Origin of the sequence: Pseudoalteromonas sp. DY56-GL79, from assembly GCF_041414765.1 — a bacterium.
Classification (GTDB): domain Bacteria; phylum Pseudomonadota; class Gammaproteobacteria; order Enterobacterales; family Alteromonadaceae; genus Pseudoalteromonas; species Pseudoalteromonas piscicida.
The window spans coordinates 291842-317920 of the sequence record NZ_JANHZS010000001.1 but is presented as its reverse complement, the minus strand read 5'-3'; the positions used below and the strand labels follow the sequence as shown (position 1 = coordinate 317920).

Here is a 26079-nt window from a genome sequence, read left to right as displayed (position 1 = left end):
GTGAATATTCTTGTTCCTTATATGGTTTCATGCTTTACTAATCTGGATTTATTCAGCTGACTATATATTAAGGAGAATATAAGTGAATAAATACCTGTCAGTTTCAAGTTTGGTGCTAGCGGCTATATTAACTTTAACTAAGGTTGCTACAGCTGAAGCTTCAGCCAGAGAAATGTATGATTCGGAATTATATTATACTTGTGATGCAAGTAACGCTGAAAACTTTGCTAAAAAGTATCTGCCAGTACTGACGTGTTATGAAAATGAAGGAGTAATTGGTAGAGAGCACATCCAAGAATGTTGCTCTGATACTAAAGAAGTCTCAATTATCAATGCAAACTCGAAGCTGAAGTGGCTTTATAAGTTATGGCATGCTAATCAAGGAGGGGTTAGTGCGGAAATGGAGCTTCTAAGTCAAATTTTACCTGTACCAAATCATGCAAATGCATTAGCGGACGAGTTAATCAAGTCTTATGATGCTTGGGGCCGAGCAACAACGATAGTTTCCCAAGAGTATAATTCATCAAGTATGCAATCTACGCTGGCTATCGATACTAGCACTAGCCGCCAGCAAACGTTATCTGAAAATAACTGTGAAAATGAAGCTATTACCCGAGCTGCAAAACTCGCTTTCGACGATAGGACAAGAACGACTCTACGAAGACGTGCGGAAAATGAATTAATTGAAGAATATGGTAGCTTAGGGGCGGCATTTGAGACTACTCGTGTTACTCAGTTTGGCTTCAAGATAGGTTTGGGAAGTGTTGGATTTAAAGATCAAGTAGAGTATGTACCGCGAAGAAGAATGATAGATATAGAGTTTCATGATGCACTGAATGGCAACCATAGAGTGGTATATAATTTAGAGTTTAGTAATGGTATTCGCATGGATTTAAACAAAGACATGACGAAATTTGCAGGAATAACCGTGCGCCATTTAAGGGAGAGTCCTGCAAGCCAAAACGTAATGAGGAATTGCATTATCGAAACGCTTAATATATATAGAAAAGCGAGTGTGAAAAGTAGTGATACTTCAGATGGTGCTATTGATTTACCGCCAGCTACTGGGCGATATCCAAGTCGCAATTCTGGTGGAGGTGTAGGTGGAGAGTTTTGTACATGGACTTTCTATGATCCTTGGGGAGAGGTGCTTTTCGAAATGGAAGGCGGTTGTCCGTAAGGAGCTTCTCATATTTAAGTATTTAGCTTGGGGCAATTAACAGCTTTGCCCCATTTTTAAGGTATAGCCAAGCATTACTTTAGCATCGCTTTTATCCAAGAAGAGTTTGGCTGCTTCTCGGCCTTTTTCTTCACTATTTTGATGAATGGTAGTTAGGCTGGGGCTAAAGCGTAGCGCTTCATCAACGCCATCAAAACCAACGACTTTAAGCTCCTGCGGTATCTTTACACCAAGTTTTTTGGCTTCTCTTAACAGCGGTAGTGCAATTAAGTCACTCATACACAGTACGGTATTAGGCCTTGGTGAGAGGTTAAGTAGTTCTTTTGCGGCTATATTTGCAAACCTTTCGCTGCTTTCAGGAATATTCCACACTCTGTCTTCGCCAAGTGTTAACCCACGCTCTTCAATGGCTTTGAGATATCCGCTATAACGCTGATGCGCAATAGAGGTCTCTATGTCTGTTAGGTTCTGCTCGTATACGCGGCATAGCAAATCAGTGTCTAATAATCTCAAACCAAAAATAGCAACATCACTATTGTCGTTTAGTGCTTTACTCGCTACATCAAAGGCGGCTTGTTGGTTGTCGATATTAATACTGGCACGCGCGGGCAAATCAAAGTCAACTGTCACAACCTGTTTGCTAACATTCGCAAGATGCTCAATTAACTTGGGATTACGCGGGCGGCCATAACAAATTAAGCCGTCGACGAAATCGACAATGTCTCCGACATTATCTGCGGTGCCTGAGAACAGTAGTAGGTTAATATGCTGAGCTTCTAAAACGCTTGCAACTCCTCGCATAAAGCTACTTGCAACGGGATCTGATACCATATATTCAACGCTATCGGGTAGTACCAGCGCGACAATGTTAAACGAGCCCTTACGCAGCGATTGGGCTGCCTTGTTAGGTCCAAAATAACCCAATTCTTTACAGGCTTTTAAAATTTCTTCTCGTTTGGATTTAGAAAGTTGATCTGGTCTGTTAAAAGCATTCGATACAGTTGCATTTGACACGCCTAATTCCGCCGCAATGCTTTTGAGCGTCCATTTTTTTTTGTCGTTACTCATTGGCAGGACCCCTTAATACAGTCAGGCATATGGCAATGGTTTAGTTCATCTTAACTAGTAAACACCTTAAATAACAAGCAATAATAGATTATTGTCGCAATCTAGTTTAAAGAAAATAGTCAATGAGGTATGATGCGCCCATACTTTTATTGCAAATTGTTCTCATAATCAATGACATTAGATAAACTTTCCAAAAATAGCGCAGCGACCATCACTTCTCTTACCCATCCAGATACTGCGTTACTGAGTCGAATAATGGCACTTGGAATTATTCCTGGTGAGCAAATAGAAGTCATTAACGTCGCCCCACTTGGATGCCCGATGCAAGTGAAAATTGGCGACACCTTTGTGAGCGTGCGTAAGGCCGATGCACAGTTCGTTGAAATTGAAGTTTTATAAGTTATTAAGGGCTCACGTATGAAAATTGCGTTAGTGGGCAACCCGAACTGCGGGAAAACCACATTATTTAACCGCCTGACCGGCTCTAAACAAAAAGTAGGGAACTGGCCAGGGGTAACTGTCGAGAAAAAATTCGGCTATTTTGCTTTAGAAAACACAAACGTAGAATTGGTAGATTTGCCCGGGCTCTATAGCATGGAACAAATTGAACCAAGCCAAGATGAGCAAATCGCGTGTGACTTCCTAAAGCAAAATGAAGCTGACGTCATCATTAACATCGTGGATGCCGCAAACTTACAGCGAAATCTAGTATTAACTTCCCAGCTGAAAGAATTAGGCAAACCTATTCTCGTTGTTGCAAATATGGTTGATGTCGCAACACAGCGTGGGAGAAAGTTAGATTTAAAAAGACTCTCTGAACAGTTAGGGTTACCTGTAGTGCCATTCCACGGTGCTAAAGGTACAGGGCAAGAAGCGTTGTTGGAACAACTCGCACAGATCACTCGGTTTCCAAAAGCACCTGTGATGGAAAACACCGAAAGCACTAGCAGCGATCCACTCGAAAAAGCGGTTGCTCGTCACCGAGCAGTGAAAAAGTTGGCTGATGGCGTAAGTATCATTACGCCAAAACGTGCAGATACGACAGAAACGCTTGATAAAATTGTGCTCAACCGCTGGCTTGGCGTGCCTATTTTCTTAGCCATGATGTATTTAATGTTTACTATTGCGGTTAATGTTGGTGCTGTATTTATCGACTTTTTTGACATCGCCGTGGGCGCCTTACTCATCGATGGTGTAAAAATCTTGCTGGCAGATATTGGCGCACCTCAATGGCTAAGTGTGTTATTGGCTGATGGTTTTGGTGCGGGTATTCAATTAGTGGCGACCTTCATCCCTGTTATTGCGGTGCTGTATCTGTGCTTATCCATTTTGGAAGACAGTGGTTATCTTTCTCGGGCCGCGTTTGTTATTGACCGTTTGATGTCATCCATTGGTCTACCAGGCAATGCTTTTGTACCTTTGATTGTTGGATTCGGCTGTAATGTGCCTGCGGTTATGGCGTCAAGAACGATGGGCCGAGAGTCAGATAGGTTACTGACGATTATTATGGCGCCATTTATGTCCTGCGGCGCACGTTTGACGGTATATGCGTTATTTGCAGCGGCTTTCTTTCCAACGAACGGAGCCAATGTCGTTTTTGGTCTGTATTTGCTTGGCATAGTGGTTGCGGTAGGTTCTGGCTTTTTATTTAGAAAGCAAGTATTCAAAACGCAAAAATTACCCTCGTTTACTGAGATGCCAGCATATCATATGCCAATTTGGCGCAATATATTCATTACTACTTGGCAGCGCCTGAGCGGCTTTATCAAACGTGCTGGTAAAACAATTGTCATGGTGGTTATTTTACTCAGTGCATTAAACTCGATTGGTACCGACGGCTCGTTTGGCAATGAGAATACAGATAAGTCACTTTTGGCGAAGGCTGCACAAGTGGTCACGCCAATCTTCGAGCCAATTGGGTTAAAAGAGGAAAACTGGCCTGCTACGGTTGGTGTTGTGACTGGTATGTTTGCCAAAGAAGCTATTGTCGGTACTTTAGATGCGCTTTATACCGGTGTCGAAGAAGAAGGTGGAGAGTTTTCATTGTTGGCTTCGTTAAAAGAAGCGTTGATGACCATAGTAGACAATAGTAAAGATCTTATCGCAAACCTTGGTGATCCATTAGGACTTAACGAATTAGAGTCAGGCGCTGAAAGTGGCACTGCGCTACTTACTGCAATGGCTGCGAAATTTAATGGTCAAATCGGTGCATTTAGTTATCTTGTCTTTATCTTACTTTATACCCCTTGTGTAGCGGTATTAGGTGCAATTAAACGTGAATCTGGCGGTAAATGGATGTGGCTTGTTATTGGCTGGACGACCTCAATTGCTTATATCATGGCGACTTTAGTTTACCAAGCTAGTCAGTTAAGCACCTCGCCAACGAGTGCTTCGCTCTGGATTATAGCGATGTTGTTGTTTGGGTTTGCATGGTGGAAAGGATTATCCCGACTGGGTAATAAACTTAACCAACCACCAACCTATCAAATAAACTTAGGTTAGTTATTCAAAAGCTTGGTTAATTGAGCGGCGCTTAGAGCGCCGTTTTTTATGTCTGGTATTGAGCAAAAAAAAAGCAGTGCTAACTGAGTCAGCACTGCCAACAACTCTAAATCAATCAAGGGGAGTCTTCAAAAAGGAGATTACGCCGCTTTATTGACGGAAGGGTGACGCAATAATGAAAGATTTATGACTGTGAAAATTTCACTTTGCTTCTTGCTAAAAATCGCTTAATTTTTAGCTCTATTCTTGCCGTTAACCGGGACAATAATGATAACCACTGATACTCCTCTAATTTTACGCCATCTTGATACTATCCATGCGCTGATCTCTAATTCTTATTGGGCAAAACAAATGCCTAAAGTATTGCTAGAAAAAGCCATTCAAAATAGTCTGAGCTTCATGTATTTGGATGATAAAGGCGAGTTTCAGGGTTTTTGTCGCGTGATAACTGACTATGCCACCTTTGCCTATCTTGCCGACGTGATAGTTGAGGAAAGTGCCAGAGGTAAAGGGGTAGGCAAAGCAATTGTTCAATCCGTGGTTGAACATCCAGAGCTGCAAGGCTTAAGGCGCTTTATGCTGGCAACTTTTGATGCGCATACTCTATATGAAAAATTCGGCTTTGTAGCGGTGCCAGATCCACGTATTTTGATGCAGATCTGTCATCCTACAATATATTCGGATTTACAAAATTAATTGCTGGATTTTAATCATTTATATTTTGTTTTTTAGAACGAAGACTGGATAAATACACTTACCCTGAACATAATAAAGACGATAACAACAACAGGTGTCTTTACTATGTTACTGCTCGCGACTATCTATTTGGCTGCTGCGATATTGGCGGTGCCAATCGCTAAACGGCTAGGGCTCTTCTTGTGACAACGCTGCATTCGAATAAAAAATTTAACAGTAGTAATGAACCATTTCTTACGCTTATACGTATAAATATTTATATAAAATCCCTTTCAAAAATCGAGTTAGTCATATGAAAAAACTCATATTTTTAGCTGTTTTACTGCTCATACAAACTACCTTTAATAACGCAGTAATAGCACAAGAAAACAATCCTGTTTTAGTTCCTCTTCCGTCTGTTGATGATTTCACCGAGAGTGAAGATGGCTGGGCACTTGGCTTAGGGCTGGGGATTGAATATGAATCCGCTTACGAAGGTTCTGATGAATTTGGATTTGAAGCACAACCTGCTGGTGCTGTGCAATGGCGCAGTGGTGATAATATTTATTACTTTGCAGGAGAAGCAATTGGCTGGCGAGGACTACTTAGTGACAATTGGCTGGTAGGTGCTTTGATCGGATTTGAAGAAGGCCGAGAAGAAAGCGACTCTGACGATGGCAGATTAGATGGCCTTGGTAATCAAGAAGAAGGATTTGAACTGGTTTTACAAGCTCGCCGCTCATTTACCCCTGACTGGCGCTATTGGTTAGTTAGTCGTGTAGTTGCCAGCGATGAAGGAAATTTAGCGTTATTTGGTGTTGGTCGTCGATTCGGTGAGCAAACTGACGGTACAGGCTCTGAAGTTAATTTAGTTTTCGTAGTACACGACAGTGACTACGCAAACAAAGGGTTTGGTATTAATGAAATGCAATCGCTATCATCAGGCTTAGAAGAAACCAAACTAAGTGGTGGATTACGTTCATTTGGTATTGACTACAACTACCGAAAAAACATAAACAGTGATTGGCAAATATATGGTGAAGCACTATTTGAATATTTCAGTAGTGAAGTTAGAGATAGCCCTATTGCACGCAGTGATTTTGAAGCTGAGGTAGTAATGGGGTTATTTATAAGTTTTAGTAAAGCCTAATTCCTTTTGGATGAGTCAGAACAATTTTAAATTTTACCATGACAAACTAGCGACCATATAGCCAGCCTCAGAACGCAATGAAAATGACCATTCATTGCGTTCACATAATCTTTGTACAATACCTAAACCTAATCCGTAACCCTGAGCCGAAGTTGCCTCGATGGAGGTATTACTCTCATCATGTCTAATGTTGAGCTGATTAGTGATTAAAAGCTCATTTTCCTTAATCAAAATAGAGATCTTAGCCTGTTCTAATAGTGTATGCTCGAACGCATTTCGAATGATATTATTGACCGTTATAAAAAATGCCGGGGGATGACCATAAATTTTAGGATTAGCCAATTGCTCAATGTTTAATTCTATGCTTTTGCCATTTAACAAGTGATGCTGTTGTTCAATTGCTTTATTTAGCAGCGGCATAACAAAAAACTGCTTATCATATAAACCATCATCTGTTTCACGAGCTAGACACAAAAACATTTCAATGGTGGTTTTCATATCGAGATTTGCACGCTTAAGGCGAGCTAATGTTTTTTTATCCGTATCTGAAAGAGTACTCAATTCAAGCAACTCTAACGCACCAGTTATCACAGTAATAGGCGTTCGCAATTCATGACTGGCAGCTCCTGTAAAATAGCGTTCTCTTTCGATAAATGCTCCGATCCGCTCTAATGTTTGCTCTAAAGTTCTAGCAAGAACGCCGACTTCATCATCACCGAACTTACTAGCCTCAATACGTTTATGGTCTTCATCTGTAAGCTGTTCTGGATTTATCTTCGACACAACTTTTGCAAGTTGTGTTACTGGAGCCAAGGCTCTGCGCATCACAATCACTCCAAGCCCAAACCCGAGCAATCCAAGTGCTCCCACTACACCAGTAATACCAAGTAGCCACCACCAGTCTTCAGATGACTCAGCCTCAATACCAGCAACATCGAAAACAATAAACACACTTTGAGAAGAATTGGCTGGCTGAATAACAGCAACATGTAATTCAGCGCTTTCAAACTCGTATACGCCGGTTTCAGGGCGAGCTTGCGCCCACATTTTCAGAGGTTCAGGTAAGTTATCGATATGTTCATAGGTTCGAAGATTCGCTGGCATAGTAGGATAGCTTTCAACCGCATGCTCAAGTTGACGCGTTAGTACTCGATCTTCACTGAGCTTAATTGCGGCAAAAAATGCAAAGCCCCAAACCAGACTGAGCACTGCAACACACACAGCAAAGGCAATAGCAACTCGCTTTCTTAAACTGTACCTATACATCATTATTCTTCATCGGCAAGTCGATAACCAACTCTGTGTATGGTATGAATAAGTGGTTTATTAAAGGGTTTGTCAATGGCTTGCCTAAGTTTGTACATATGAGAACGAAGCGCATCACAGTCAGGGTGTTCATCTGCCCACAATAAAGTTTCAAGTGTATCGCGAGTTACGACAGACGGTGATTCTTCCATTAACCGTTGCAAGAGTTTCATACTGATAGGGCTTAGCTCAATACGTTTTCCTGCACGGTATACCGTTAATCTTGAGCGATTTAGGGTTAAATCGTCAACCACTAAAAGCTTGTCTTTCTTACCAAGGCTACGTTTGTGTAGTGCTTGAAGTCGAGCATGCAGCTCTTGTAACGCAAAGGGCTTAACCAAGTAGTCATCAGCCCCTGCTTCAAATCCTTTTAGTTTATCATCGAGCGTGTCTCTGGCGGTTAACATGAGCACAGGCGTTTCAACATCAGCCTCAGTGCGTAACTTTTGGCAAAAGCGCAGACCATCCATGCCCGGAAGCATTAGGTCTAAAACTATCACATCAAACGTATTCGTGTTTGCTAGGTGCATAGCGCTGATGCCATCATAAGCAAAATCTAGGATGAAGCGATGCTTTTCAAGGTAGGAGGCAATGTTTTCACAAATGTCACGATTGTCTTCTACAATCAATGCACGAATTGCTGCATCATCAAGCGCTTGTGCCATGCTCAACTCTCCTTTAATTTTCGCTCCTACCAAGCGTAATCTAACCGCAAGCCAATTAGCGGCTCAGCTTCGCTATCATCTTTAACAACAACACCACGACGGTAGTCAAACTCACTTTCATCATTTGAAGAAGCCGCCGTGACATTAATGACATCAAGAAAGGCTGTCATGTCTATAGGGCCGAAAGCCCTGCGATAATCAACGCGGACGTTTAATATTCCAGCACCACTTTTACGACCAATATTACGTTCAATGATTTCTTTGGAATAGCGTAACGGTTGTCCATCACTCAATACATTTTCGTGAATTATAAACTCATCATCAGGTAAACCAGAAAGGTACTTGTAACGACCAGCAACTTTCCAACGGTCATTAATTTCCCATGTCAAACCTAGTGTAGCGACATGCTCTCGGCTAAAGTCAGCAGCAAGCTCGCCGCGGCCATCTTTACGGTCTACAACAGCATCATTGTAAGAGTAGGTTGCACTAGCGTAAAGTCCTTCAAAAATAGTGGCATTAACAACAATGTCTACACCGTATGACGTTCCATCCCCAACATTGGCAAACGTACCACTAGCTCTGTCAAGGTCAACTACAAGATCATCAAGGCTTTGGTAATAAGCCTCTGTTAATACTGACCAATTACTTGTCGAAAAATACTGAAAGCCAATGCTGCTATGGGTGATTTTTTCGTTCTTTAAATCGTTAGTTTCATTAGCGGCAATCTCTAAATAGCGTGGTGACTGATGAAAAATTCCTGCCGTGGCAAAATATTTAACGGAGTCATTTGGCATCCAGTCAATACTAAATCGAGGTGAAACCAAGCTTTCGTCAGCAAAACCGTCTTGCTCAAAGCGCAACCCCGTTGCAAAGTTCAAGCTATCAAATTCAATTACTTGATTAACATAGCCAGCATAGTTAGTTTTCTTTTGACGTATTGATGAATTCATATTCTCTGGTGTTAATACAATATAACGCTGTGTTGGGTCGGGTCTAAAATCATCGTCATCATAAACAAACCGAGTCCAGTCACTATCTAAAACCGTGCTGTAATCTAGTTCAATTTGACTAACTCTAATACCTGTGGAGAACATACCCCACTGATTTTCTGTTTCAAAATCACTTCTCCAGCCAAGCTCTTTTTCACCTTCACTAATGGTAATAATATTTTCACGTATTGGAAGACCCGAGGCAGGTGTTCCCTCTGGGACAAGATCTGGAAAGGCTTCGCCTTCTGAGCTAACTTTATCACTTTTACGGTAGTACAGCTTATTAGTCCAAACAGATGTTTCGCCAACAAATGAACGCAAGGTTAAACCATATAAATCACTATCTTGTTCAGCATCTTGCAGAGCAACATCTTCAAAGTTAGGGGATGCAAAAACATGGGTTATATCGCGGGAATAATCTTCTTGGGTATCGATTAATAAAATCTCAACGCTGTGGTTCTGATTTATTGGTACAACCGACTTTAAGATAACATCTCTTAAAACCGGATTGCCTATATCTAATTCATCTATTGTTTCAAATAATTGGCCGAAATCTAATCGGCGAGCAGAAAACAACATGGTTGCGTCTTCTGTAATTCCCATAGGACCATCGTAGCCCACTTCATAGCCCGCGAGATCGTAACGAAAGCTTGCTGATGGACTAGGGTTGCCATCGGCAACTTCGAGTTTCAGTAGTGAAGCTGCACGTCCGCCATATGCTGGTCCCCAACCACCGGGAGAAAACTCAGCACCACTAATGACATTCGGCGCAAATATCGAGAATCGACCACCACCCCCGACATCTTCCTCCTCTCCTAATGTTGCATCAAAATGGACAGCCTTATCGAAAGGGAGATCATCCACAAACACTAAATTATCTCTAGGTCCTCGCCCTCGAACACTGAAGCTTGCGAATTCACTTGAAGATGCTAACCCCGGCAAGCCATCTAATGAAAGTAAAGGATCAGCACCACCACCAACAGCACCTCGTAATGCTTCTCTATCCAGATAAGCGTTTGAACCTGAGCCCGCTTTATCCGCTTGTTGTGCTCGAACCTCAATCACCTCAATATTTTGTTCGTTTAGCTCGAACTCGACTTTCTTATTCTTGCGAGTAACCACACGAAGACTCGGCTCATAAAGTGGAACAAAGCCATCTTTGTTTAATGTTAACGCATACAAACCTGGATTAAGTAAATCAACAACAATGCGCCCTTGTTTATCGGTAGTTAATGTTTGTATTGAGGCGGTCTCTCGCTTTTTAAGCGTAACTTGTACCTTGGAAAGTGGTCGTTCTGTTTTTTGTGAAGTCACAATAATAGTTAGTGCTCCGGGAGCCTCTGCTGCGTAGGAAAACAGTGGCACGCTAAAAAGTACTACCCACAAAGCCAACCTCGAAAGCTTATTATCTTGCCAACTCATAATAACCTCCCTCTACTTATTGGCCACAATGCCTGATTCATTTGCTTGCTCATATCGTCTTCCTCCAATATTTAAGCAAATTAAATTGATGAGATGATGGGATATTAGCAAACCTAATGTGACTAAAATGTCACCAAAATATGGGAAGCACTAGACTGATAAATAGTAGGACATTGATGGAGGAGATATTAGTTAAATACTTCGGTTTGGTTAACAATTAAGTGTCATTCTCAAGCTATCATGGTTTGGACATTTTTATGATCATCAATGTCCGTTCCTCGCTCTTAGCTGCCTGCCAGATCCAAGTATTTTGATGCAGATCTGCCATCCTACAATATATTCGGATTTACAAAATTAATTGCTGGATTTTAGTCACTTATATTTTGTTTTTTAGAACGAAGACTGGATAAATGCACTTACCCTGAACATAATAAAGACGATAACAACAACAGGTGTCTTTATTATGTTACTGCTCGCGACTATCTATTTGGCTGCTGCGATATTGGCGGTTCCAATCGCTAAACGGCTAGGGCTTGGCTCTGTGCTTGGATATTTATTAGCAGGGATCCTAATTGGTCCTCATCTTCTTCATCTTGTGGGAGAGCAAACTGACGTCATGCACTTTGCTGAGTTTGGCGTGGTGATGATGCTATTCTTAGTCGGGCTTGAGTTACAACCCAAAAGGCTCTGGACGATGCGCCGCTCTATAGTTGGTCTCGGTGGCTTACAAGTGGTTATAACAACGGCTGTACTCTATTTCGCGATTGATTTAGCGCTTGGCTTTTTGTGGCAGCAATCATTAGCCATCGCGTTAATGTTGGCACTGTCTTCTACCGCCATTGCACTGCAAACCTTAAATGAAAAAGGCTTGATTAAACAATCTGGCGGTCAAAATGCGTTTTCGGTGTTGTTATTTCAAGATATAGCCGTGATCCCCATTCTCGCGATTATGCCGTTGTTAGCATTTAGTGATTTGGCTGTGAGTGATAGCCACGGCAATTTGTTACACGCTTTTCCGACTTATCTCCAAGTGATTATCTCTGTTTTTGTCATTTTGGCTATCATCGCCGCTGGGCATTATGTCGCCGCGCCGTTATTTAGATATATTGCCAGCACTCGAATGCGCGAGCTATTTACCGTAGTGGCGCTATTTATCGTTATCGCCACCGCGTTATTGATGCAAAGCATTGGTTTATCCCCAGCGCTTGGAACATTTCTCGCGGGTGTTGTTCTCGCGGAAAGTGAATTTCGCCACGAATTAGAAGCCGATATTGAACCGTTTAAAGGGTTACTACTTGGCCTCTTTTTCATGACAGTAGGCGCATCAATCGACTTTTCCTTATTGGCACAAAAATGGTTATTTATTTTAGCGTCAGTGGTGCTATTAATGGGGTTAAAGGCGGTTATTTTATATATGTTGGCAACGGCGTTTTCACTGCATAAGCGAGCGACATGGTTATTTACCGCAGCCCTGTGTCAAGGCGGAGAGTTCGCGTTTGTACTACTTTCTGTTACTGGTAGTTTAGCAATCTTAACTCCAGATCAAGTCGCATTAGTTACACTGGTTGTTGCGGTATCTATGCTCGGATCGCCCCTTATTTTTATTCTTTACGACAAAATAGTTGAACGCCAAGCCAATACTACTCAAGAACAAGATAGCTTAGAGACGATGGAAGCGACACAAAACGTGATTGTGGTCGGCTACGGGCGTTTTGGCCAAGTGATAGGGCGCTTGCTCCATGCGCAGGGTTATCATTTATCGATTTTGGATCACAGCCCAAGTCAAATTGAATTACTCCGTCGCTTTGGCAATCAAGTATTTTATGGCGATGGTGCACGATTAGATTTGCTCGAAGCCGCAGGGGCTCACGAAGCGCAAATGCTGGTCGTAGCGATTGATGAACCAGATAAAACCCTCGAAATCGTCAGGTTAGCGCAACAACACTTTCCGGATCTAAAACTTGTAGTTCGTGCGACCGACCGTCGTCATGCCTACCAACTAATAAAATTGGGTGTCACTGTCTTTGAGCGAGAAACTTTTGTCTCTGCTGTGAAGCTAGGTGAGCAGGCGCTTAAGTTATTGGGCCATAGTGAAGAAGATGTCGCACGAGCGGGTTACCTCTTTACCAAACACGATGTTGAATCTATGCACATGCTCGCCGATGTGTGGGGAGACGATGAAAGCTATGGTGTTGCGATCCGTCAGCGTATGGCTGACCTCAAACAGGTACTTCAGGCGGACGAAAAAGCGCAAGAAGATCTTAATACCTGCCATGGTGAAAATTGTGAAGATAAACCACCAGCCATTGAACAATAACGTATAAATATAAGGTTAAATCAGTATGTTGAGAGTAACACTAGAGCAGTGGCGAATGTTTAGAGCCGTTGTTGAATATGGTGGTTTTAATCAAGCTGCTAAAGAAGTACATAAAAGCCAGTCAAGTATCCACACTGCGGTCCATAAAATTGAGGAAGGCCTTGGTGTTAAGCTTTTTAGAGTCGAAGGGCGAAGAACCCTGTTAACCGAAGCGGGTGAAATGATGCTGCGCCGTGCCAATTATCTCTTGGAAGAAGCGGCGAAAGTGGAAGCGGTAGGGCAGACGCTGGGCGAGGGAGTTGAGAGTCAACTGCGCATAGCGGTCGATGAAATTTTCCCACAGCAGGTACTCTATAAGGTGCTAGAAAATACATCTGCGCAATACCCTTTATTGCGTGTTGAGCTGGTTGAGTCAGTATTAACAGGCGCATCTGAACTTTTGCAAAATACTGACGTAGACATCGCTATCTCGCCGGTGACTTTACAAGACGGGTTCAGTGAAGAATTGTGCCAAATTGAGTTTGTTGCAGTGGCAAATTCCAATCACGCATTACATCAATTTGGTCGCGCGCTTACATTCGAAGACTTAAAATCCCATCGCCAAATCGTAGTGAGAGACTCTGCAATCTCACGTAAAAAAGATGAAGGTTGGTTGGGGGCGCATCAACGTTGGACGGTGAGCCATATGACAACCTCGATAGATATGATAGCGCAAGGCTTAGGATTTGCTTGGTTACCTATTCCGGCTATCAAAACGCAACTAGATTCTGGCGTCTTGAAACCACTACCACTATCGCAACATAGTCAGCGTAAAGCACAGCTTCATCTTATTTTTAAAGATGGTGACAGGCTTGGGCCCGCAGCGCGCGCATTTATTGGTGAGTTAAGATATCGGTGCATGCAGCTGGAAGATTCTGTTGAGTAGAATGATTGATGTTAAATTATCAAATTTTATTCGTTTCAAACAGGCAATAGACTAAGGTCATCAACATGCGTTTGGAGCGAAACATGCGATATATTCGAAAAGCACAAGATAGAGGTAAAGCTGATTTTGGTTGGTTGCAAAGCCAACATAGTTTCTCATTTGGTCGATATTATGATCCCGCCCACATGGGATTTGGTAATCTTAGGGTGATCAATGATGACACGGTGCTTGGTGGTCATGGCTTTGATACTCATGGTCACCGAGATATGGAAATTATTTCCTATGTCATTGGCGGTGAATTAGCACATCAAGATAGTATGGGTAATCAGTTTACTGTGGCGGCAGGTGAAGTTCAGAGAATGAGCGCAGGTAGTGGCATTCTTCATTCAGAATATAATGCTTCAAAGACAGCGCCTGCACACTTTTTACAAATTTGGATAGAGCCAAAGCTTAAAGGCATAATGCCAAGTTATGAACAAATTCAAATTAAACAAAGTAGCGCACTTACGCCCATTGTTACGCCTACAGGCGCACAGGGTACTCTGAGTATCAATGCTGAAGCTGAAATATACCGCTTGCAGCTACATCAAGGTCAACAGATTGAGCTGAATGCGCACGCGCAAAAAGCCTATTTGCACATTGTTGGCGGCGAAGCGACGCTTGATGGTGAGGGGTTTCAGCAAGGCGATGGCATCGGTCTGATTGCTGGTGACAACATGCAGGTTACCGCAGTAACAGATGTTGAAGCGCTGTGGTTTTTATTACTTAATTATTAAATTCAGCGCCTAAAATTAAAGGAATTGAAGAATGACAGAACCAATTCAACTTGCAGTAATTGCCCTTGTCGTTCTGCTAAGTGGTATTTCAAAGTCTGGCTTCGCAGGTGCGTTAGGGGCGTTTTCTGTTCCAATTTTGATGATGGTGTTGAACCCAAGGGATGCCATTGCGTTGATGCTTCCGCTACTTATCGTCGCGGATGTTTTTAGCCTGAAGAGCTATTGGCGCTTATGGAATGTGTCAGAATTAAAGCGGCTATTGCCAGGTACACTAGTCGGGATAGCCTTAGCAACGCTTTTTCTTCAAGGTGTCAGTGAGTTTTGGCTGACGGTTGTGATTGCAGCGATGAGTATAGTATTTGCGCTTAAAAGCTTACTGATTAAAAATACACCTGAAAGTGTTGGGCACTTAAGGTTACTGGCCGCGAGCACCTCTACCGCAGCTGGTATCTCCACGACCTTAATTCATGCAGGCGGCCCACCACTCATGGTGTATTTTAACGCTCGAAAATTAGAGCCAACGGCTTATATCGCGACGGTTGCGGTACTATTTGCGCTGATGAATGTGATTAAGTTGGGGACCTTCTCTGCAACTGGGTTGTTACAGTGGCAACATGTGCTGCTTGCTATCTGTTTTACACCTTTAGCGTTGCTTGGTAATAGGCTCGGTGTGCACCTTGCGAAACGCTTACCTAAAAAGCAATTTTTGCTGGTGATGAATGGACTACTGCTCATGCTTGGACTGGTATTAATTGGTAAATTGTTGTGATGGTATCGGCTTACCAACATTCAGCAAAATAAATGCCCACAACATGTTGTGAGCATAGAAAACTATAACTGCTCTTCCATCTCTTTTTGATACTCATCTGCAAGTTGCGACTTTTCACTTTTATCAAGTACCTTACCCGCACGCTGGAAAAACGCTTGCTCTTCGTCGGCCAAGTGATGCTCAACTTTGTCTTTGAGCTTTTTCAATTTAGTAAGCCAACTAGGGTCGGAAAACTCCGTATTATCCAGTGCCTCAATTAACTCATCAATTTCATGGTGCTCCGCGATACCGTGGCGAGAGTCTTCGATCGTCATATCGCTGTCCATGAGAGGGGCGTAAAAGTACCTTTCTTCTGCGATGGCATGCGCTTCTAGCGCGTCTTTCAACTCTTTATAGTATTTTTCGCGGACCTTTGAATCACCAGACGTGTCTGCCAACATATTCAATAGGGCGCGTTGATGATCGTGATCTTGCTTTATTGCATTAAAAATTTCCATGTAGGTTACCTCTTATTCTAGGGCCTGTTGACCTTTCAAGTTTGTTTTTGCAGCAGTTTGATTGGTATTTATACAAGGCAGAGCCTGCGTAGCATAGTTATTCTATGTAAGTTAGGCGATAACACAGTAGAAATTCCAATCAAGCGCTGCCCTTTGGGTTCCCCTGAGTGCGCTTTGTTCATTGTTGCTCAACTTTTGCCTAGATTACTAGGCGGCAAGTCGAGCGTCGCGATCAAAACACACTCAGGAGAACAAAAATCAAACAGCAAAGGTCAACAGGCCCTAGTTTAAAACGTCTGCGTTGGTGCTGTTTTTAAAAAACGACATGAGTTTGCTGCGATGCGCCTCATTATTCGTTTTAATGATAAGCAGCCACTTGCCCTCTGCGATTTTATTCATCACCGCCTGATTAAACGCATCTTTGTCCGGACGCAAAGAAATAAGGCCTGAAGCAAATAGCCCTAAAAATAAGCCGGGGCTTAATAAAGCGATAAACGTTAAGTAAGGATTAGCTTGTGTGAAAGCCGGTCCATAACTTACCAATAGCCCTGCGATGAGAAAGCCTAATATCACCCCCATGCTGCCAAGGTATAAATGCCAATTAAGCATGTTTCTGGCAAGACGGCTTTCGCTTTTAGGTTCAAGTCTTTTGTCGGCATCTTTGTCATACGGATTAACCAGTTGTAGATGCTCATGTTGAACAAGGTGGCTATTTAACAATTCATTTTGCAATTCTTCTGCGGCTGCTTTCCCTGTTAGAACGGCCCCAACTCTATGATCTGCGTAGGATAATATTTCAAAAGTATCCATTACTCCTCCTAATTTCGTTGCAGCTTGTAATTATTCAAACTGCAAGTGTTATACCGAGAGAGTAAGATTTCTAATTTATTGAATTTTATTAATAATTTTAAATTCTATATGTTGTTGGGTTGAACAAATGAAGCACAAACAAGAAAGAATTACCGAGTAGTTACTACATGTTTTGATACAACATAATGATTGTAAAGTTATTTTAGGGAAGAAATTGGCATATTTACTCATATCGTATCAAAAAATTTACAAAGATGTGTTTTGTTACTTAATTCAAGATATTAAGCCTGGGTCTATTTTTTAAACAAATGCATGAAAGCATTGCATAAATATTTAAAGTAAATTAAATATTATTAAAATGTTAACTTTGGGGTTTATTTATTTGATTTGCTGCCTAGTCTAATAAGGCGTGGCAAAAGCTAATGGCTTGCCATGTCTTCTGCAGTTGAAGGAGAAAACAGTCACATTTCATCCAAGACTTCTTGTGAAGCAATGATGAAAAGGACAATAAAACAACAATACTAGGAGTGTAATTCGTGAAATTATCTACAGTAACTATGGCTACGGCGTGTGCGATTGCGTTTACTTCGCTCAGTGCTCAAGCTGCTACAAAACAATACTTAAACCAGCAAGCTGACATTAATACTATGCTTAAATCAGCCTCTCAAACTGTGTTGAGTACACAGCCAGAAGTGCTGATTGGTTTAGAAAATGCTAGCCAACTAAAGGAGCTTAAAAGCTTCAATAGTAAAAAAGGTGAAGTAACTAAGCGTTTCCAACAAATGTACCAAGGATTACCAGTGATTGGTGATTCGGTCATTTTGACGTTTGACGATGCCGGTGCGCTTAAAAAAGCTCACGGTGCGGCGGTTTATAACATCGCGGCTGACATCGGTTCGGTAAAACCCAAGCTAAATGCCAAAATGGCGTTGAGTCAGTTTGAAAAACAGTCGCTTAGTGCAGACAAAAAGCTTAAAAAACATAACGAAAAATCTCGCCTTGCGATCTGGCTTGATGGCAATTCAACGGCACGTTTAGTGTACGAAGTCACTTTTGTTACTTATGGTGATGAGCCTAAGCGTCCATATTTGATCATTGATGCAAACACAGGCGAAGTGTTAGAAAGCTTCAACAACTTGCAGCATGCAAATGCGACAGGCCCTGGTGGTAACCAAAAAACGGGTCGTTACCAGTATGGTACTGATTACGGTCATCTAGACGTAGCGCAGTCGGGTAATACTTGTACCATGACGAATGCGAACGTTAAGACAATTAACTTAAATCACGGTAGCAGCGGTTCGACTGCACATAGCTTTACGTGCCCAGAAAACACAGTTAAAGAAATTAACGGTGCATACTCACCGCTGAACGACGCACATTATTTTGGTAATGTTGTGTTTAACATGTACAACGATTGGCTAGGTACTGCGCCATTGTCGTTCCAGCTTAAAATGCGTGTTCACTACAGCAGCAATTATGAAAATGCGTTCTGGGATGGCAGCGCGATGACTTTTGGCGATGGTGCGAATACATTCTACCCGTTGGTAAGTCTTGATGTATCTGCTCACGAAGTGAGCCATGGTTTCACTGAGCAAAACTCAGGTCTGGTATACCGTTATAAGTCAGGTGGCTTGAACGAAGCGTTTTCTGATATGGCAGGTGAAGCCGCCGAATTCTTTATGAAAGGCAGCAATGACTGGTTAGTTGGCCAAGACATCTTCAAAGGCAGTGGCGCATTGCGTTATATGAATGACCCAACGCAAGACGGTCGCTCAATCGATCATCAGTCTAACTATACGTCTAGCATGGACGTTCACCACACTTCAGGGGTGTTCAATAAAGCCTTCTACAATCTAGCAACTACGGCAGGTTGGGATACGAAAAAAGCCTTTATCGTAATGGCAAAAGCTAACCAAATGTATTGGACCGCTAATACTGACTGGGACTTAGCTGGTAATGGCGTAATGGATGCGGCATGTGACCTAGGTTATGAACCAGGTGACGTACAAGCTGCTTTAGCAGCGGTTGGCGTTAACTCAAACTTAAGCACAGGTAGTAGCTGTGATACTAACCCACCACCACCTCCTGGTGGCGACGAAGAGTTGACGAACGGTCAGCCTCGCACTGGGATCAGTGGCGCGGCAAAAGAGCAAATGTTTTTTACCCTTGATGTGCCAGCTGATGCGACTAGCCTAAACTTCACAACTTCTGGTGGTAGCGGTGATGCGGACCTTTATGTTAAGTATGGCTCTCGTCCGACACTAAACACCTATGACTGCAATAGCACAACGTCTACAAGCAACGAAAGCTGCGATATTAGTAACATTCAAGCTGGTAAGTACTACGTGATGGTCGAAGCGTGGAATCAGATTTCGGGCGTAACTTTGACTGGTACATACAGCTCAACAGGTGGAACTCAACCAATTGATCGCACTGAGTCAAATGTCAGTGTTGCATCTGGCAGCTGGACACGTTTCACGCAAGATCTAAATGCTAGCTACAGCAGCCTTGAAGTGAGCATTTCAGGTGGTTCAGGTGATGCGGATCTATACGTAAACTTTGGTTCTCAATCAACAACGTCGAGCTATCAGTGTCGCCCTTATAAAAACGGTAACAACGAGACCTGTACGATTGCAAACCCACAACAGGGTACTTGGTATATTGATTTACGTGGCTATAGCGCAGCAAGCGGTGTAACACTGAATATCAAAGCGAACTAAGTAACAATTATAGGGAGCGAAAGCTCCCTTTCTTTATTAATAAATAAAATCATAAATTTACCTCATTTGAATAATCCTTTTATTTTGCTCAGCGCTTAAATCATGTTGTTATTCAAATGAGTTGAGGATACAACAATGAAATTAACTACACCTATGCTACTGAGCATTGCCTGTTTGAGTGGCTTTTCTGAAGCGTCTGAAGAGGTTTGGGTGACGATGGATGCGAAGTCTAGTCAGCATTTCCAAGTCCATAATTCTATTCGCGGTACTCATTTCGAGCAGCTTTCTTTACCAAACAGTGAAGTCAAAGCGTTAAAAGTACCTGCAAACTTACACTCACACCTGAGTGCATTTATGCACGACGAATATCACCGCTGTGGTGGTTTTGTCGCCCATGACTCCTTAGAGCAGGCACAAAGCTATCTTGCACAGTTAGAAAGCGTAAACCCAAGTGCGACGCTGGTTAACTACAGCATTGATAACCCCACTCGGGTTAACAGCTTAATCTCAAAAGTCAGTACAGTGAACTTGGACAGCAGCGTCAACTCGCTAACCAGTTTTTATAACCGCTATTATACCTCGCAAACAGGCATTGATGCTGCTGCATGGGTCAAGCAAACATGGAGTGATATTGCAGCAAGTCGCTCAGATATTAGTGTTGAATATTTTAGCCATTCTTGGGCTCAATCTTCAGTGATTGTCACCATTCCAGGTAGTGAACTGAGTGATGAAATCGTTATTATCGGCGGGCATCTTGATTCAATTAACCAATCTAACTCGAGTGGGCTTGCGCCGGGTGCGGATGATAATGCCTCTGGGATAGCTGTGCTTACCGAAGCGCTAAGCGCTATTGTTGAAGATGGTTATCAGCCTCAGAGGACAATCCAAATCATGGGCTTTGCGGCAGAAGAAGTTGGGCTTCGAGGTTCTAAAGCTATCGCGCAGTCGTACAGCTCTCAGGGAAAAAACGTAGTCGGTATGACACAATTTGATATGACTGGCCGCAATGGCAGTAGTGCGGATATTGTGATGATGACAGACTATACAAACAGCGCACAGAATCAGTTCTTAGGCCAATTAATAGAAACTTATTTGCCAAACCTAAGCTATGCTTATGACCAATGCGGTTATGGTTGTTCTGACCATGCATCTTGGTATCAGCAAGGGTTCCCAGCTTCCATGCCATTTGAATCAAGAATGTCTGAGATCAACAGAAAAATTCATACCACCAACGATACCGAATTTGATTCAACACATGCACAAAAATTTGCAAAACTCGCGCTGGCGTTTGTTGCTGAGCTTGGCAAAAATGCGGGTGATACACCTCCGCCATCGCCAAACAATGAGCTTGAAAATGGCGTGGCTAAAACGGGGATTTCTGGCGCTTCTAAAAGCCAACAGTTTTTCACCATGGAAGTACCACAAGGTGCAACTAATTTAAGTTTTACCACGTCAGGTGGTACTGGTGATGCCGATCTCTACGTTCGCTATGGCTCCAAACCTACTTTGAACACTCATGACTGCAAAAGCACTAACTCGTCTAGTAACGAGCAATGCAATATTTCCGCTGTGCAAACTGGCACGTATTACGTGATGGTAGAAGCATGGAACGCGATTTCGGGGGTCAGTTTGGTAGGGCAATACGATACCTCAAGTGGCAATACGCCTATTGACGAAACTATCAATAATATTTCTGTCGCCAGCGGACAGTGGCAGTATTTTAGTCAAGCACTAACCGCGGGATACCAAACCCTGACAATTACGACGTCGGGAGGCACGGGAGACGCGGATCTTTATGTTAATTTTGGCACGCAACCAAATACCAGCACCTACCAATGTCGTCCGTACAAAAATGGCAATAATGAGGTATGTACAATCTCCAACCCTCAGGCAGGCACTTGGCATATCGGCCTGCAAGGCTACCAAGCAGCGAGCAATGTAACGCTAAATATTAGCGCGAATTAATACGCCAACTAATACGCGTTTAAAATCAAGACCGGGGATATAATCTTGCTTATCTCCGGTCTTAGCGCTTAGTGATACATTGATTTAAAGAGATTTGATTTAATTGATATTCTGCTTCTGATAGACTCAATGAGTTCAATTAGGAGTTGCGTGTGTCACATAAGTTCTCAGTTAAGATATTAATTTATCTTTTATTATTATTTTGTGGGCTGTGGGCAAGCTATTTGTTCAATGTGGCACAGGATGAGGAAAATGTCCTTGGTCAGACTAAAACCAACCTAGAGAAGCTCAATAGTTATATCCAGACTGAATTTACTCGTTATCAAGCTATCCAAACGCAATTGAGCTTAAGCAATTTGGTGCAATCAGGCTTACAGCAAGCAACCGCTATAAACTCCAATGAACTGGACAGATATCTACAGGACATTCAAATATCCAGTGGTGCGTCAGACGTTTACCTGCTAGACCTCAGTGGAACTGTGATTGCAAGTAGCAACTGGTATTTGCCGCATAGCTATAAAGGCAGCAATTTTGCCTTTCGCCCCTATTTTTACGAAACAATCAAGGGCAATGAACATGTCTCTTTTGCGCTCGGTTTACGTTCCAAAACCCGTGGCTTCTATTTTGCTAAGTCTGTCTACAAAGACGGCTCGCTTGTGGGCGTGGTGGTGATGAAGGTTAACGCCAGTAAATTTGAATCAGATAAAGCCCAGCTTGATACGGGAACTGATAGCCATTTCTTAATTGTGGACGACAATCATATTGTGCTGGCATCTGATGTTGAGCAGTGGCGGTTAGCCTCGTTAGGGCAATTGTCACCCGCCAAGCGAAAAGAAATTGAATCCTCAAGGCAGTTTGAAAACGAACCCCTATTACCGATTGATTGGCGCGTGCTTTCACCAACCAGAGTTAAAACTTCATCACATGGCAGCGATGCGCTGATGCAAAAGAGGCCGCTTAACAAGCAATACACACTTTATTTGCTGCATGAAGTTGCGCCGATAAAAGCGGCACAGTGGCCGCGGCTTGGGGTAACCGCACTGGTATTGATTTTACTCTTTGTTGTTGTTGAGTACACATTGAGTAAACTGACTGGATACAGACAACTGCTTTTCAGCCAGCGGAGTCTCGAGGCTGAGGTTGCGAGCCGCAAGCAAGCGCTCGAACAGGCGCAAGATGCACTTATTCGCGCTGCCAAGTTGGCAACCATAGGGCAGCTCAGCGCCAGTATTAACCATGAAATCAATCAACCACTTAGTGCCATGAGTGCGTATGTTGCCAGTGCTAAACGGTTGGCTCAAAAGGGAGAAGTGAGCAAAGTAGCCGAAAACATGGTCCTGATCCAATCTTTAATCACTCGGGTGCATAAAATCGTGGCGCAGCTAAAGTCATTTAGTCAGCATCATGATAATAAGATGCTGGTGGCCAACCTTAAACACTCAGTAGATAACGCCTTAGTTATAGTTGGGCCTGAACTAAAACGCTACGGTGTAGCAATTCAAAGTGAGGGGCTTGCGTGCAATATCTGGGTTGACCCATTTAAGTTTGAGCAAGTTCTGGTAAATATTATTAGCAATGCGTGCCAAGCGATTGTTGAGCAAGATAATAAATGTATTTATATTCGCGCCGTGGAGCATGAAGGCAAGATCCAGCTGTCTATTATTGATTCGGGCGAAGGGATAAAACAGCACGCTTTATCCAACATATTTGAACCGTTTTACACCACTAAATCAGGTAATGGTTTAGGCTTAGGGTTATCCATTTCAAAACAGATCATTGAATCGTTTCATGGCAAACTCAGTGCCCATAATCATCCGCAAGGTGGTGCCGAGTTTTTAATTAGTTTACACACAAAGAATCCGCAACATGACTGAAGAGAAAACACTATTAATCATTGATGATGAACAAAGTATACGAGATGCACTAAAGCAACTATTTGAAATAGAAGGGTACTCTGTGCAGTGTTTTTCCAGTGCGACGCCTGCATTAAAAAAGCTTTCTCGTCAGTTTAGCGGTGTTGTGCTTTGTGATATCAATATGCCCGAGGTCAATGGCATTCAATTTTTAGAGCAGGTAATGCAGTTTGATTCTGAGTTACCTGTGGTATTTCTAACCGGCTTTGCGGATGTTGAAGTGGCGGTAAAAGCCATCCAAAAAGGGGCTTACGACTTTTTTGAAAAGCCCGTGTCAGAGCCGCTACTTGACTGTATAGAAAGGGCGCTTGATAAACGCCGGTTGGTGATGGAAAACCGAGAGCTAAAAGCGCAAGTTAAGAAAAAGTCTGCGCCGGGCGTGCGGATCTTAGGTGAGACAAAACAGATGCAGCAAATGCTGCATTTGCTTGATGCTGTGATTGATACCCCAGCTGACGTATTGATTGAAGGTGAAACCGGTACAGGAAAGGAATTGGTGGCACGATACTTACACGACCATAGCGAGCGCTCAAACCATAACTTCGTCGCTATCAATTGCGGTGCAATTCCTGAAGAGCTGATTGAAAGTGAGTTATTTGGTGCCAAAAGTGGTGCATTTACGGGTGCTAAAGAGTCTCGCGAGGGAAAATTTTCTTTTGCCCAAGGCGGCACGGTTTTTTTGGATGAAATCGAAGCCATGTCTGCGGCTTTACAAGTGAAGCTGCTGCGCGTTTTAGAAGAAAGAAGTGTGACGCCTGTTGGCAGCAACACTGCAATAGCACTGGACATTAGGGTGGTTGCAGCGACCAAAGTGGATTTACAAACCTTAGTCGCGCAAGGTAAATTCCGCTCGGATTTATTTTATCGACTTAACCTCGTCAAAGTGATGATCCCATCACTTCGTTCCAGAAAAGCTGATATTCCGCTGCTATATAAACACTTTAGCTCCATTGCTGCTACTCGATTTCATAAACCTATGCAGCCAATTAGCCCTGAATTAGAGGCGCAGCTGTTGGCACAAGATTGGCCTGGGAACGTGCGAGAACTGAGAAACCACGCCGAGCGCCATATTTTGCTCGGTGGTGCGATGACTGCGAGTAACAACATCCAAAACAATTTGTCTGATGAAACGTTGAGTTTGGCTGAGAAGGTGAGCTACTACGAACAATCGTTAATTGAAGAAGCGCTGGCACAAAGCCAAGGCAGCATAAAAGATGCGATGAATTTGCTAAAAGTGCCGAGAAAAACCTTGTACGACAAGATGAGTAAGTATGGTTTAAATCGCACTATGTTCACCAATGATGATGGGTGAGTTTAGTGACACATTATAGATTTAAGTGTGCGGAAATCCGCACATTTTAGCCACCATTAACCTTTGATTTTGATTTATCCATTTGATTTATATTAAAAAATAAACTCTGGTCTCAGAATTGCGTTGTCTTAAGCGACAATAATCAAAAAATGAGACAAGTTATGACAGCAAGTAAATCTTTAGTGGCGTTGACAGTTGCCAGTGCAACGTTATCAGCCTCTGCGTTAGCCGCAGACTACAGCATTTATGGTAAAGCAGAAGTTCAAATTGCCAACACAGACAAAGGTGTAATGCGCTATACCAAAGAGGGCACACAAATTGACGCACCATTTTCGAGAATTGGTGTAAAAGGTGCCCACGGATTATCAAGCGATCTAAAACTCGTCTACAAATATGAAGTACAAGTTAAAGGTTTTGAACACGACAATACCACCGAGCCATTTTCAGCAAGGAACACCTATGTTGGCCTTGAAGGGAAATTTGGTACCGTTTTAGTGGGCAGAAACGACACACGTTTTAAGTTCAGTGAAGGTAAAATCGATCAATTTAACGAAACCCAAAGTGATATTGCTCAAGTGCTAGCAGGCCAAGACAGAGTTGGTGATTCAATTACCTATTCTTCACCTAAATGGAATGACTTTTCTTTTTCTCTGACCTACACACCTAAAGACGACGCTAGCAACGATGAAGCCGGGTTTGCAGCAACCGCAATTTATGGTGACCGAGCATTAAAAAATAAAGATTACTATGTTGCCCTAAGTCATACCGACAGTATTGGTAATTTGGTTGCTACGCGTATCGCGTTGGCTTACAAGTGGCAAAAGTTACAACTTGGTGCCATCATCCAAGACAGTGAAAATCTAGCGAAAGACAAATCGGGTAATGGCTATGTGCTAAGCGCAAGTTACCAACTCGACGATAATTGGCGACCGAAGCTACAATTTGCCAAAGACTCAAGCGGATTACGCCACAGTGAAGATGCGACTCAGTGGACGCTAGGTACAGACTATATTTTTGATAAACAAACTAACTTGTATGTGATGGCAACGCAGCTCGACCTTGAAACACAAGACGATACTAGCATCGCTGTTGGCTTAAAATATAAGTTTTAAAGGTTCA

Annotated in this window: 20 protein-coding genes; 14 read left to right on the top strand and 6 right to left on the bottom strand. The window is 42.7% G+C overall.

Annotation, left to right across the window (positions count from 1 at the left end; all coding sequences use genetic code 11):
• Positions 1–82 precede the first annotated feature (82 nt).
• The gene (locus NO992_RS01280) at positions 83–1180 is read left to right on the top strand and encodes a hypothetical protein (RefSeq protein ID WP_253103549.1); all 1098 of its coding nucleotides are present in this window, start codon (positions 83–85) and stop codon (positions 1178–1180) included.
• 36 nt (positions 1181–1216) lie between these two features.
• Here the strand turns inward: NO992_RS01280 and NO992_RS01275 are convergent, their stop codons facing one another.
• Positions 1217–2248, bottom strand: a complete 1032-nt coding sequence (locus NO992_RS01275; RefSeq protein ID WP_371373707.1) for a LacI family DNA-binding transcriptional regulator — start codon at positions 2246–2248, stop codon at positions 1217–1219.
• Positions 2249–2419: 171 nt separating this feature from the next.
• Between NO992_RS01275 and NO992_RS01270 the strand changes: the two genes are divergently transcribed.
• From NO992_RS01270 to NO992_RS01255, 4 genes are all read left to right on the top strand, one after another.
• On the top strand, positions 2420–2647 hold the full coding sequence (locus NO992_RS01270) for a FeoA family protein (protein ID WP_010605304.1): 228 nt from the start codon (positions 2420–2422) through the stop codon (positions 2645–2647).
• A gap of 18 nt (positions 2648–2665) precedes the next feature.
• Positions 2666–4750, top strand: a complete 2085-nt coding sequence (gene feoB / locus NO992_RS01265; RefSeq protein WP_371373704.1) for a ferrous iron transport protein B — start codon at positions 2666–2668, stop codon at positions 4748–4750.
• A 267-nt stretch (positions 4751–5017) separates the two neighbouring features.
• Positions 5018–5446, top strand: coding sequence for a GNAT family N-acetyltransferase (locus tag NO992_RS01260; RefSeq protein WP_371373701.1), 429 nt, complete (start codon positions 5018–5020; stop codon positions 5444–5446).
• A gap of 292 nt (positions 5447–5738) precedes the next feature.
• Complete coding sequence (locus NO992_RS01255; protein WP_371373698.1) at positions 5739–6575, top strand: MipA/OmpV family protein; 837 nt, start codon at positions 5739–5741, stop codon at positions 6573–6575.
• 33 nt (positions 6576–6608) lie between these two features.
• Here NO992_RS01255 and NO992_RS01250 read toward each other — a convergent pair whose 3' ends face one another.
• The 3 genes from NO992_RS01250 to NO992_RS01240 are packed head-to-tail and all read right to left on the bottom strand — an operon-like array spanning position 6609 to position 10956.
• Entirely contained in the window at positions 6609–7844 is a 1236-nt protein-coding gene (locus NO992_RS01250; protein WP_371373695.1) for a sensor histidine kinase, read from the bottom strand.
• Positions 7844–8518 carry a response regulator transcription factor gene (locus tag NO992_RS01245; protein ID WP_371373764.1) on the bottom strand — a complete coding sequence of 225 codons (675 nt, stop codon included), beginning with the start codon at positions 8516–8518 and terminating at the stop codon, positions 7844–7846. The genes NO992_RS01250 and NO992_RS01245 overlap by 1 nt, the downstream gene beginning before the upstream one ends.
• Before the next feature lie 53 nt (positions 8519–8571).
• Positions 8572–10956 carry a carboxypeptidase regulatory-like domain-containing protein gene (locus tag NO992_RS01240; protein WP_371373692.1) on the bottom strand — a complete coding sequence of 795 codons (2385 nt, stop codon included), beginning with the start codon at positions 10954–10956 and terminating at the stop codon, positions 8572–8574.
• 463 nt (positions 10957–11419) lie between these two features.
• Here NO992_RS01240 and NO992_RS01235 point away from each other — a divergent pair, with 463 nt between their 5' ends.
• The 4 genes from NO992_RS01235 to NO992_RS01220 all read left to right on the top strand — a co-directional run bounded on the left by NO992_RS01235 (position 11420) and on the right by NO992_RS01220 (position 15743).
• Complete coding sequence (locus tag NO992_RS01235; protein ID WP_371373689.1) at positions 11420–13273, top strand: monovalent cation:proton antiporter-2 (CPA2) family protein; 1854 nt, start codon at positions 11420–11422, stop codon at positions 13271–13273.
• Between the two features lie 25 nt (positions 13274–13298).
• On the top strand, positions 13299–14198 hold the full coding sequence (locus NO992_RS01230; protein ID WP_371373686.1) for a LysR family transcriptional regulator: 900 nt from the start codon (positions 13299–13301) through the stop codon (positions 14196–14198).
• Between the two features lie 83 nt (positions 14199–14281).
• A complete protein-coding gene (locus tag NO992_RS01225) occupies positions 14282–14974 on the top strand; it encodes a pirin family protein (protein WP_371373683.1) in 693 nt (230 codons plus the stop codon).
• 31 nt (positions 14975–15005) lie between these two features.
• On the top strand, positions 15006–15743 hold the full coding sequence (locus tag NO992_RS01220) for a sulfite exporter TauE/SafE family protein (RefSeq protein ID WP_371373680.1): 738 nt from the start codon (positions 15006–15008) through the stop codon (positions 15741–15743).
• 62 nt (positions 15744–15805) lie between these two features.
• Here NO992_RS01220 and NO992_RS01215 read toward each other — a convergent pair whose 3' ends face one another.
• Positions 15806–16240 (bottom strand): hemerythrin domain-containing protein, encoded by a 435-nt coding sequence (locus tag NO992_RS01215; protein ID WP_010373198.1) that lies wholly within the window; start codon positions 16238–16240, stop codon positions 15806–15808.
• A 282-nt stretch (positions 16241–16522) separates the two neighbouring features.
• Positions 16523–17050: a hypothetical protein gene (locus NO992_RS01210; protein ID WP_017216691.1), complete on the bottom strand. Its 528-nt coding sequence runs from the start codon at positions 17048–17050 to the stop codon at positions 16523–16525.
• A gap of 536 nt (positions 17051–17586) precedes the next feature.
• Here NO992_RS01210 and NO992_RS01205 point away from each other — a divergent pair.
• The 5 genes from NO992_RS01205 (at position 17587) to NO992_RS01185 (ending at position 26072) form a co-directional block, all read left to right on the top strand.
• Positions 17587–19770, top strand: coding sequence for a pre-peptidase C-terminal domain-containing protein (locus NO992_RS01205; protein WP_253103571.1), 2184 nt, complete (start codon positions 17587–17589; stop codon positions 19768–19770).
• A 135-nt stretch (positions 19771–19905) separates the two neighbouring features.
• Positions 19906–21735 carry a M28 family metallopeptidase gene (locus tag NO992_RS01200; protein ID WP_371373676.1) on the top strand — a complete coding sequence of 610 codons (1830 nt, stop codon included), beginning with the start codon at positions 19906–19908 and terminating at the stop codon, positions 21733–21735.
• 152 nt (positions 21736–21887) lie between these two features.
• Positions 21888–23609 carry an ATP-binding protein gene (locus NO992_RS01195; protein WP_371373673.1) on the top strand — a complete coding sequence of 574 codons (1722 nt, stop codon included), beginning with the start codon at positions 21888–21890 and terminating at the stop codon, positions 23607–23609.
• On the top strand, positions 23602–24960 hold the full coding sequence (locus NO992_RS01190) for a sigma-54-dependent transcriptional regulator (protein ID WP_371373670.1): 1359 nt from the start codon (positions 23602–23604) through the stop codon (positions 24958–24960). Before NO992_RS01195 ends, NO992_RS01190 begins: the two co-directional genes overlap by 8 nt.
• A gap of 161 nt (positions 24961–25121) precedes the next feature.
• Positions 25122–26072: a porin gene (locus tag NO992_RS01185; RefSeq protein WP_371373666.1), complete on the top strand. Its 951-nt coding sequence runs from the start codon at positions 25122–25124 to the stop codon at positions 26070–26072.
• Positions 26073–26079: the final 7 nt, after the last annotated feature.